The organism is Chryseobacterium sp. SN22 (genome assembly GCF_008329705.1).
Lineage (GTDB): Bacteria > Bacteroidota > Bacteroidia > Flavobacteriales > Weeksellaceae > Chryseobacterium.
The window spans coordinates 1-12,245 of the sequence record NZ_VTSX01000011.1 but is presented as its reverse complement, the minus strand read 5'-3'; the positions used below and the strand labels follow the sequence as shown (position 1 = coordinate 12,245).

The 12,245-nt window shown below is 41.3% G+C and carries 6 protein-coding genes; 5 read left to right on the top strand and 1 reads right to left on the bottom strand.

Features of this window, described 5'->3' with window-relative positions; translation table 11 throughout:
- Positions 1-29: 29 nt before the first annotated feature.
- Positions 30-662 carry a DoxX family protein gene (locus FY557_RS08860; RefSeq protein WP_185151694.1) on the bottom strand — a complete coding sequence of 211 codons (633 nt, stop codon included), beginning with the start codon at positions 660-662 and terminating at the stop codon, positions 30-32.
- A gap of 869 nt (positions 663-1,531) precedes the next feature.
- On the opposite strand from FY557_RS08860, the gene FY557_RS08855 reads away from it, so the two are divergent.
- From FY557_RS08855 to FY557_RS08835, 5 genes are all read left to right on the top strand, one after another.
- Entirely contained in the window at positions 1,532-1,759 is a 228-nt protein-coding gene (locus FY557_RS08855) for a hypothetical protein (RefSeq protein ID WP_149246896.1), read from the top strand.
- 1,019 nt (positions 1,760-2,778) lie between these two features.
- Positions 2,779-4,515, top strand: coding sequence for a T9SS type A sorting domain-containing protein (locus FY557_RS08850; protein ID WP_149246895.1), 1,737 nt, complete (start codon positions 2,779-2,781; stop codon positions 4,513-4,515).
- Positions 4,472-7,909: a hypothetical protein gene (locus tag FY557_RS08845; protein WP_149246894.1), complete on the top strand. Its 3,438-nt coding sequence runs from the start codon at positions 4,472-4,474 to the stop codon at positions 7,907-7,909. The genes FY557_RS08850 and FY557_RS08845 overlap by 44 nt, the downstream gene beginning before the upstream one ends.
- Before the next feature lie 5 nt (positions 7,910-7,914).
- Entirely contained in the window at positions 7,915-11,625 is a 3,711-nt protein-coding gene (locus tag FY557_RS08840) for a DUF6443 domain-containing protein (protein ID WP_149246893.1), read from the top strand.
- A 3-nt stretch (positions 11,626-11,628) separates the two neighbouring features.
- On the top strand, positions 11,629-12,072 hold the full coding sequence (locus FY557_RS08835) for a hypothetical protein (protein WP_149246892.1): 444 nt from the start codon (positions 11,629-11,631) through the stop codon (positions 12,070-12,072).
- The last annotated feature ends 173 nt before the right edge of the window (positions 12,073-12,245 follow it).

Genomic DNA, 12,245 nt, shown 5'->3' with positions numbered 1-12,245 from the left:
TTATTATTAAATGCAGACAGGGGATTCATCTACCGTACATTTAGTGATAGTATTTGATTTTTCCAGAAGACAAAATTGCTATAGAGGAAGGTCGTTCCCAAAATGAAATAGGTCAGGATGGCAATGCCTTTTGAGACCGCATCTGTTTTTGGGCCTGCATAGCAGAGGGCCAGAAGGCTTATGATATAGATGATGCCGGCATTGATCCATAGTTTTGATGCTTTGGGGGCATATTGTTTATTTGGTACATCACGGTCAGAATACAATGCTGCTATTCTGTGCTTATCCCAATATAGTAAAATAAAACCTGCAAACATCATCAGGCTCGTGATGATCCAGGTTCCTTTGAAAGGGAGGGAAATGGTGATCACCCAGATATTGCTGGTAATTGCTAAAAATAAAAACGTACCTATCAGGGCAAATCGCTGAGTCATCAGCAATATAGCTGTAATGATCTGGGCCAACCCCAAAAAATGGTAATACATGCCGGATTGGTACATCGCTTCAAAAAACTGTCCTACCGCTTCGGATTTTGGCAGCTGGGTAAATCGTTCGCCAATCAGTTTTGTAAATCCGGAAGGCACAAAGGCCAAAGCAATGAGATATCTGATGTGGATGATGATCCATTGAACTGATTGATATTGTTGGAGTTTATAGAACATAAATTAAAGAGTCCTTAGATATTGAATATTGGTCTGAAAAGAAAAATTCTTCCGATTAGGGGCTGTTGTATAATACCGCTTTTTAAAGCATATAAAAAATTCTGAAGACCAATCGCTTGATGTCTGAAGCAAATTTACTGCAATCGGGCAGATAAGGCAATGGTTATTTTTAACCAAAAAGAAAAAAAACATGGGGGAAATGCCAGGGCTTATCTGATGCCGGATTTCACAATTTGGTTCAGTCGGGCTACTTCAGAAATAAAACCGCTGACCCCGGGAGTTATTACGGTATTTACAAAAATGGTCAGCTGATCGCAGTTACCGGTGGTCATATTTTAAACGATATTGATGGGCTGATCCCAGGCATCGCACCATGGATATGCTGTATTAACCCTGACTATCTATTTTATGGGATTATATAGTTAATTAATTGTATATCAGTATTTTAAATTTAAAATATGCAGGTAATGACCGATTTTGGCAGGTAGGGTAGGGGTTTTCTTCGGGTCTTCTTCGGATCGGCTTCGGATCGGCTTCGGATCGGCTTCGGAAAAAGGGGGTATTTTCCGAAGGATTACCGAAGGATTACCGAAGCGCATCCGACGGAAAGGATCACTTTCCGGTTCCTGGCGATCTTCATCATTTGAATGTGAAAGCAGTCGATTTAGATCAATGTTGGGTGATTTAAATGGTTGAATTACAGAATGTAAAAAAAGAAGGCTGTAAAATATTTTAATTTTAATTTAAGTTTTTTCTGCATTTATTAATGTACATTTGCTGTAATAAAAAAGTGGGAGGAATTAATAAAGAAATTCGGTCCCACATTATAACTTAATTTCATTTCCAGACCTAACCGATTGTAAAAAATAATGACCATGCTCACCTCCAAAGACCATTTTTCAGAATATATCAAAGCTGAAATCGAAGCGTTTTATAATGTCAGGCTGCCGGAATGCCCGAAGCAGAACCAGTTGATGTATACGCTTTCCCGTTACTTCCTGGGGCTTTATGAGAAAAGGTTATATGTCAGCCGTTTATCCGGGGAAGTCGTGAACTACAAAGTATCCCATTATCTTTTTAAAATAAAGGTGGCCTGAAAGACACTGGATAGTAAAATACATAATCCGCAAGCATTCTGCGACAGCGGTTCCCGGGTCAAATAAAATAATTACTTTCCGGTCCCGTCAAAAAGGAGCGGTTCTTTTGGAACTATTTAGAGATAACCTGATCAGAATTGCTGAATATTTTCTCGATCAGGAGTTTTTACACTAATGAACATCGCCTGTCTGTAAGGAACCATATGCATTTAAACCTTTAAATACATATGGTTCCTTATCGGCAGAAAACCAAATGTTGATTCTTGCGGGCATCAGACCCTGGCTTCTTAATTTATTCTATTTTCCCCGGTCATCAAATCTTAACAGGATCTGATTTGCCCCCTCTTTACTTTTTTCAGATAAACTGACGGATTTATTTCTGATTTTAAGTCCTTTGAAAAATATTCCGGCGGTTTGCCCTTATAATTCTGTGGTGCCCTTCCAAATGTATTCAGCTGTTCTCTGCGGTTAATAGTCATCTGAGCATTAGTAGTAATACGCAGCAGGGCTAATTTTAATGGCGCTATTTTTAACAAATTCATATTCTTAGTATGTGCCATGATCTTCACTGCAAAACCAGGAATTGATTATCACTGCTTCTGACCGGTTTTGCCCGGTATTATTATACTTTTCTTCGGGCGTTCTTCGGATCACCTTCGGGTTTTCTTCGGAAAAAGGAGGTTTTTTCCGAAGGATTACCGAAGAACATCCGAAAGATTATGGGGAGAAAATAAAAATAATCAATCACCTGAAACAATTAATTATTGTTATTTGTTTGTAAAAACAATAGTAAATTGTTATTTTTTAATATATTTGTGTGGTAAAAGATTTAAAAACTCTTCATGGGTTTAATTTTTTCTCATTTCAGAAATAATACGTCATGTTTTGTCGCATTGCTGATATAGCTTTGCCAAACAATGATTTTGATATTAAATCGGTGTCATAAATCTTTTGATTGTGAGGTAAAAAGTATACTTTTGCAGGAATTATAAAAAAATTAATAATCAATTACTAAGGACATGAAAAAACTCTACATGAGCGCACTTTTTCTGTGCATATCTCTGGGCGTATCTGCCCAGGAAGTGGTCTGGCAGAAGGATATTAAATCCTCAACACAGGATTTCCTAAGTCAGGTCACCACCACTATTGACAATCAATATTTAATTACCGGCAGTTCCATCCACCCTTCGACAGGCTCAGGGACCACTCCTTCGACCCCTTCGAGAACCTCAGGGGCCATATTGGGAACTTCAGGGACCGCTCCTTCGAGAACCTCAGGGGCCGGCGCATCTTCAGCAGACAGCCCAAAACAAAACGCAGGATACAATTTTCACTTAATAAAACTCAACCAACAAGGGGAAGAAGTCTGGGAAAAATATTTCTCCGGTAAAAATCATGATTTTTTATCGGCAACGGTAGGTACACAGGAGGGCGGATTTTTAATGGCAGGAACCAGTTTTTCGAGTAAAGGCCTGGATAAGAAGGAAGAATCCAAAGGCGGCAGCGATTTTTGGCTGGTAAGAATCAACGAATTTGGAGATGAACTGTGGCAGAAAACCATCGGCAGTTCGGCGGATGAAGAAGCCAGGGCAGTGATCCAGACCACGGATTTAGGTTTTTATGTTGCCGGAAACACCACCCTTCGAGAGCCTCAGGGCGCTTTACAAGGCTACGGTTCTAAAGACGTGCTTGTCGTAAGACTGGACAAGAACGGAAAAGAACTCTCCCAGTTGGTATTAGGCGGAAGAGGACTCGATGAAGTGGAGAAAATGATTCCGACCCTGGATGGCGGAGCCTTGCTTGGCATTTATTCCAGAAGCAGTGTAGGAGGCTCAAAAAAGACCGAGAATTATGGAGATGGCGATTATTATATTGTTAAGCTTTCGAAGGATAACAAAGTAGAATGGGAAAAGAATTTCGGCGGAACCGGCGATGACCACTTAAGAACCCTGGCGATGACTTCCACCGGCTATCTGATCGGCGGGGAATCCAGATCAGAGAGATCCGGTAATAAAACGGTAGACATTGAAGAAGGAACCGACCTATGGCTCATCTCCGTAAACACGAGAGGCGAAGAAATCTGGCAGAAATCCTATAATTTCAAGAACCGGGATGTTTTGATGGGCATGAGCGTTCTGCACGCTTCGGATGATAAATCAACTAAAGGGATCCTGCTGGGTGGCTACACACAGGCGGAGGGAAAGATCGAAACGGATGATGAGAAGTTCTGGATGCTGTACCTGGACCGGAACGGCAACGAGCAGTGGCGAAAGCACGTGAAAGGAGAATCAAATAAAAGAGAAGAACGGCTTTCGGATATTAAGCTGAACCGCGACGGTTCGATCATCCTGGCCGGAACCAGTGCCGAAGAACTGGGCAAAGAGAACTGGAAGATCGTAAAGCTTGGGGATCAGCAGATCGACCAATTGATCGAGAAGCAGGATATCAAGATTTACCCGAATCCGGTATCGGATTATGCGTATGTTGAAATCGGAATTGATGAGGGCTCTTCAAGAGCCTCAGGGGCCGGCTTTTCCGCGGAGATTACGGTGTATGATATGGGCGGAAGGCAGCTTCAGAGCATCAGAACAAAAAACAAAGTAACCAAAATCAATACGCAGCCGCTGGTTCAGGGGGCTTACCTGGTATCGGTGAAAACGGAGGCAGGGCAAACGGCGGGTGCGAAACTGATTAAAAATAAAAACATACATAATGAAAAAAATAATCGCCTGTTCAGGCATTTTATTAGCCAATAGTTTTACTGCACAGACCGCCAATCCTGCTTCTACCTCTGTAAGCAGCCCTATGGACAATATTAAACAATTGTTTCCTGCAGCACCGACGTCAAATAACCTGATGAAATTTGAAGAAGTCCCGGTAAGTAATTACACGGGCATACCGGATATTGAAATCCCGATTTCGGCCATTCCTACCAATGAGGCAAAAATCTCCGTGAATGTTTCTCTGAAATACCATCCACTTAACGCAAAACCGGACGATAAATCCGGAGAAGAAGGATTGGGATGGAGCCTGTTTGCAGGAGGGAGTATTACCAGGACGATAAGAGGCAGTGCGGATGATCTCGTCTACGAAGGAACTGATAAAAAAGTAGGCATTCTTTACGACGAATATAATTATGCGGCCGGTGAAACAAATTATACCAGGAAATATCTGGACGAATCAGCTACCGGGGCTGTATACCATACTTCTCAATACAAAAAGCTTTTGTATGAAACGCTTTTTCTTAACCGTTATGATACCGAGTACGATCTTTATCAATATAATTTTATGGGTTACACCGGACGCTTTATTATTAAAAAATCTTCAGGTAACGATTTATATGTCGAAAAGCTGGATAAAAATAATTTAAAAGTGAGCATAGGTCCTGTTGATCCCAATAAACCTTTGCAGGTAATCTCCTTTGTAGTGACTGACGAATACGGGAATAATTTTATTTTTGATGTAACAGAGCGTTCCCAAAGATCCATCATTTCCAATAAGACAGGGCATTATGGAGCTTATAATACAAGTTTAAAAGATCTGGGTGAAAGTAATACGGCGTTTCATTTAAGTCGAATTACAAATGCATCCAATACAGAATTGGTGAAGCTGGATTATTATCCTCCGCTCCAGGTACAGTATACGGACACTTCAAATATAAGCAGGAATAAAATTACAAGTGAAAATGGAAATAGTTTATGGACCGCACAACATTTTGATAATGTGATTCCGGCTGCTTCCGAGAATAATATCACCACTTCCAATACCTGGGTACGAAGCTTAAAAGAGATAGAAGTAACGGGAAAGGGTAAAATCAGTTTTACCTATTTACAGGGAAGAGAGGATACCAATTATGTTGCCCCTCAACAATTACAAAAGCTAAACAAGGTAAGTATTACCGATCCATCCGGAAAAGTACTGGACACGTACGAGCTGTCTTACGGGTATTTTAATTATAATCTTGCAGGCGAAGATTTACCACATAAACAATTATCACTTTCTAAAATCACAAAATTTGATTCGGCTCTGAATAAAGCGTTTGATTATGTGTTTGATTATACGGGCAATGTACAGAACAGAACTTTGGGGAGAGATTCCTGGGGCTGGTTTAATTGCCCGCGTCCCAATACCAATTTCCTTTTGGCAAAATATGTTTCACCGGACTGCACCACCATCAATATCCTTAAAAGCATAAAACTTCCGTCAGGAGGCATAAGGGCTTTCGATTTCGGAGCAAATACGTACTCATCCGATCATACAGGATCGGCGATTACCGATTTTGATGATAATACTGAAAACTGGACCTACAGTACGACAACTCCTGTTACGCTGCAAAGTACCCTTTTCAATGACGCTGTTTACAGCCTGGGAAAGACATTCCAGGATAAAATACTGGTCATAGAAAACGGGCAGATTCTGAATAATGAGAACAACACCGGATTTTTATTCCTGGAAAAATTGAATCTGAATCAGCAGCTGGTGCAGTCCTACGGTATAAATGTTACGGATACGGAAATTAATCTGGAAGGCGGATTTTTTTACAGGTTCAAATTTACCTGGACCAACGCCAACGATCAGGGCACGGCAAACATCAACTATTCCTATAAAACAAGAAATCCCGTTCAGAAGCAGTGGCTCTACGGTGGTGGAATAAGGATAAACAATATCCGTTATTACGACAATCCCGGAGACGCGCTTGCGAAGAAAGCGGTTTCTTTTTCTTACAGCAGGTTTTCCGATCCCGCGAAAAGCAGCGGCGCACTGGTATTTCCAAAGCCTTTGCTGAACTATGAGTATGACTACAGCAATGCCTTTGTAGCCAGTTGCGGGGGAGGATCGAATACCTACTGTTCATACCCCTATCAAAATGGATTCAGAATCTATTCATCCGGGAATTTTCTTCCCGTGCAGAAAACCCAGGGTTCGGACATCGGATACCAGAACATCACGGTTTTTGAAACAGGTAAAGGAAAAACCGAATATTCCTACACCTCGCCGATCGATAACCCGAATCCTGATCCGGTATATATTTCTTTTGGACTTCCTCCTTTTCTTCCCGTAGATAATTACGATTATAAAAGGGGGCTATTGAAACGGGATGAGAAAAAGGACCATATGAATGTGAATTTATATCAGAAGAATAATGATTATACTACGTATGATTCGAAGATTCTTACCGGATTAAATATAAACTATATCAATTCACCGTATTCCGAATATGTGTACGGAGGTCATTTCAATTCTTATGAAACGTATGAAGCCGGCTGTATAAAGAATCAGAGTATGAATCTGTTTTGCGCCGACCGTACCAACGTCAGCAGCATGATGCGTATTTTGCCGGTACGGGAAATCATAGGAAAGGCCAATCCAACCCATTCGGAAACTACGGCCTATCTTAACGGTAAAATGTTAAAAACCTATGAAGACACCACCTTCAACACAAGGGATTATCCTACAAAGCAGGTTACGCGTTCTCAGAATTCCGGGATTACTGAAATAAGTTACCAGTATGCGCACGAAAAAAACAATCAGAAGCTGATCTCTGCCAATATAATTGCCATCCCGTTGGAGACTACGGTTGTTAAAAAACAGAATATTGATGATATGGGGAAAATTAAGATGAAAACAGAAATAAGATACGACAATTTGGGAAATAAGCATCCAAGTTCATTCTTATCTTTAGATCTCTCAAACAATACGCTGGCCACCGAACTCACTTATGACAAATACGATGAAAAAGGCAACCTGCAGCAGTACACGAAGGAAAACGGAAGCTCTGCCACCATTATCTGGGGGTACAGCAAAACCCAGCCGATCGCCATGGTGGAAGGCGCAAAACTTTCCGATATTTCCCAGTCTCTGATTGATTCCATTGTCAATGCTTCCGCGACGGATTATGCTTCGGCTACCGGAAACGACGAATCTGCTTTTCTCGCTGCGTTGGATGCTTTCAGGAAAGACGCAAGCCTGGCCGGTTACCAGATTACCACCTATACTTATGATCCGCTTATCGGGCTGAGAAGTGTTACGGCCCCTACAGGCCTGCGTGAAGTTTACATCTACGATACGGCCAACCGGTTAAAGGAAATAAGGGAAAATAATGAGAATGGTAAAATACTACAAGAATTCACATACAATTATAAAAACTAATACCGATGAAAAAATATATAATTCCCATAGGCACGATCCTTTTATCAGGATTCACCCATGCCCAGCTTACCGTTACAGAAAATTATGTCCGGAGCAGGACGTATCTGGAGCCTGTGACCACAAGCAGCCCTACGGCAAAACAGACAGAGACCGTACAGTATTTTGACGGGCTGGGACGGCCCAAGCAGGTGGTTAACGTAAAAGCCTCTCCTTTAGGGAAAGATGTGGTAACGCCCATTATCTATGACGCGTTCGGAAGACAGACCAGGGATTATCTGCCTGTTCCCCAACAGGGAACAAACAGTGGGGCCATCTACAGCCAGCAGCCTTCCGGGTATTTTCCCATAGGCGATCCTACCGGTGTATATACCAATGAAAAGCCTTTTTCGGAGAAAATCCTTGAAAACTCGCCTCTTGACAGGATCCTCCAGCAGAAGCAGGTAGGCATGGCCTGGGATACCAAGCCGGTACAGTTTGGCTACGATGCCAATACCACGCAGGATGCGGTAAAAAAATACACCACCGCTACCACCTGGGTAGATGGTGCTACGAGCTCTGTCTTAAGCCAAAGCATAAATTACGCAGCAGAACAGCTGTATAAAAATACCGTAACCGATGAAGACGGGAACGTGAGCATTGAATTCAAAAACGGGGAAGGCCAGCTTATCCTGGTCAGAAAAATGATCAGTGATACGGAAAAGGCAGATACTTATTATGTGTACAATGAGTACGACCAGCTCGCTTTTGTCATTTCCCCGAAAGCTGCTCAGGAAGCCGATCCCAACACCGTGCTTGGCGATCTTTGCTACCAGTACAGATACGATGGCAGGGGAAGGACGGTAGAGAAGAAAATTCCCGGAAAAGGATGGGAATACATGGTGTATGACAAGCAGGACCGCCTTATCCTTTCCCAGGATACCCTTCTGAAGACCACCACAACCAATGCCTTTGGCAAAAAAGGCTGGCTGTTTACCAAGTACGACAGGTTCGGGAGGGTGGTCTATACCGGCTTTTTTTCCAATACCGCTTCGAGACCGGTCCTGCAGAATTCGGTGAACAGCATGGCTGCGAATGCCGGAAATAATGAAGCAGGAAGCACAACTCCTTTTACGTTAAACGGGATGGATGTGTATTATACCAAAAATGCTTTTCCTACCGGAAGCATGACCATTCTCAGTGTCAGTTACTATGACAGCTATCCTCCGGGTGCTCCTGCCCGGCCTTCCCAGATCCTCGGACAGGAAGTGATGTCTCAGGATGCGCAGAATTCGGATGTAAGCACAAAAAGCTTACCGGTGGCTTCTTATGTGAAAAATATAGAAGATGACAGCTGGACGAAAAACTATATCGTGTACGATAAAAGAGGACGAACCATCGGTACCCATTCCATTAACCACCTGGGCGGCTATACCAAAACTGAAACCGAGCTGGATTTTGCGGGAGCAGTCAAAAGAACCCATACGTATCATTTAAGAAAACAGGGTGAAGTTGGGGTAACGCTGCAGGAACGATTTGTCTATGACGGCCAGAACAGGCTGCTTCAGCATTATCACAAAGTAGATAACCAGACTGAAGTGCTTCTGGCTGAAAATACCTATAACGAACTCTCACAACTATCCAATAAAAAAGTTGGAAACAACCTGCAGAGCATTGATTATGCATACAACATCCGGGGCTGGATGACCGGCATCAACCCGGATCAGATGCCGGTTGCTGATCTTGGCGGAAAACTCTTTTCCTACAGAATCAAATACAACGAAAAGGAAGGCATCAGTAATCCCAATTCGTTGCAGTTCCCGGGTAAAGAAGTAGCGGCAAAATACAACGGGAATATTGCCGAAGTGGATTGGAGAAGCGTGGAGAATATCGGGAATTATCCTTCTCTGACTCCGAAAAGGTACGGCTATGCTTATGATAAGCTCAACAGGCTGACGGCAGGATTTTACCAGACCCCGAACAACCCGGGCGTAGGAGAAAACACCGAATCCCTGGATTATGACCTGAATGGTAATATCACCAGACTTTTCAGAACTTCGGTTCTGGAATACGGCAACACCACCCCGACGAAAATCGATGATCTTGAATATATTTATGGTGCGCAGAATAAAAGTAACAAATTAATCACGATCAATGACAATTCTTATAACGCTACCGGCTATGAAGGCGGAGGCATGGAGATAAAGTATGATGTGAATGGGAATATGACCGAGATGCCGGATAAGGGCATCAATAAAATAAGATACAATTACCTGAACCTTCCCAATAATGTCAATTACAGCAAAAGTGGCAGCGAATCGGTAATTGTTAATACCAAATATAGTGCAGGCGGAGGAAAACTGCAGAAAGAGAATACAACAACTGTTTTTGGGATTAACGGTTCTACAACCACAAGGAAAGTGACGGATTACCTGGATGGATTTCAATACCTTTCTACCGTAAGCTCTTCATCTTCAGGAGGCGGAGGCTCGGAATTGATGATGATGGCCAATTCCGAGTCCGGAAGAGCCATGGAAAGACAGGCTTATTCATTTGATGACAGCTCCTCATCTGACCGTAGCCCGGTCCTAACAAAAAACCAGAATCTCCAGTTTTTCCCGACGGCAGAAGGATTTTATGATTATGCAAAAAATCAATATATTTATCAGTATAAAGATCACTTGGGAAATGTAAGGATCAGTTTCGGAAGAGACAGCTCAGGTAATCTGGAACTGGTGGATGTGAATGATTATTATCCGTTTGGGATGAATCACCTGAAGAGTGGAAATTCTTTTTTTGGGGTGAGTTCGTATAAGAATTATAAGTACAACGGAAAGGAACTGCAGGAAACCGGAATGTATGATTACGGAGCGAGAATGTATATGGCGGATGTCGGAAGATGGGGTGTAGTGGATCCGCTGGCTGAAACTTCCAGACGTTGGAGTACTTACAACTATGCTTTCAATAATCCAATACTGTTTATAGATCCGGATGGAAGGGAAGCTCAGTTTTCTGGAACATCTGCTCAGCAGGCCTTCAAAAACTATATCAGCCAGATGCCACCGGATGATTATATTGATACTAATGGCAAGTATTTAGGAAGCGATGGAGCGGCTACAAAAAATACCAGGATCATTTATGGAACAGATTGGAATAATATTACTTCTGAAAAAGGAGGGTCGCTTTCGTCGGAAGCAACAGCTTCTTTACAAGCGAGTAGTTCGATAATAACAATAAACGAAAATCAAATAAGTTTGGATATAAATAATGCTAATAATGAAACTATCGAGGATCAAACAAAAGAGAGGCAATTGTATTTAGGACTCAAAGTAAAAAGAGGTGATATACCAACTGCTGAAGTTACTTCTGTTAGGGGATTAGATGGAACGGATGGGCATGCAGATTTTCTTGTCGGTGAAAGAGTAGATCCAAAAACTAGGGACGTAATCAGATTAGTTACAAGTACTACAATGCTTCTTTTAGGTGGAGCACACACCCATAATTTAGCTAAAGCACCTATGAAAAATATTCCAGGAACTTCTGATGATGATATTGAGGTAGCGCGCGGATTTAATACCACAAACTACTCAATAGATTCTTATACTGGTAGACAAGTAGGAGGAAATGCAATGCATAGGAGAACAAGCAACGGAGTTTCTACCTTAAATGTAGGAACTACAATAAATCAGAACATCGGAAAGGATGCTCTCAATATATTTATTAATAAACAAAAGCCTTAATCTATGAGAAATGTAATAGTATTAATTATAATGACAGTCTTTTTATGCAATTGTCAAACTCAAAACTTAAATTCAGAGATTATTTATTTTCTTCCTTCAGATGTTGAAAAAGAATTGAGTAAAAATATAAGTTCTAAAGATGATAGCTCAATATTTTTCACTTTAGGGAATGATCAATCAGGTAATTATATAGTATATCTAAATACTAAACAGAACGCAGCATATAAATTTTGGTTAGATAATACCAATAGATTACTTTCATTAAATGGTAAATATTATCCTATTGTTTTTAAGACTGATGAGTTTTTTTCCTATCCGGAAAATAAACAAAGTATAATAAAAAAAATGGAAAACGGGGATGCAGTAACTAAAATAATAACAATACGAGAAAATACCTTTCATGTTAAATTTAGTCTTGACGGTAAAATTATTAACACTGATAAATAGTAGTATATTGTAAATTTTTATCATGAAAAAATATATATTCCTATTGTTCACTATCGTGATTTTTAGCTGTAAAGCACAAGAAACGAAATCAGATGTTCTTTATTTTCTGCCTGCTTCTGTAAGGGAAGTCCGTGGACCAATCAGAAAAAAGTAAAGTTTATCGCCCCGAGGAT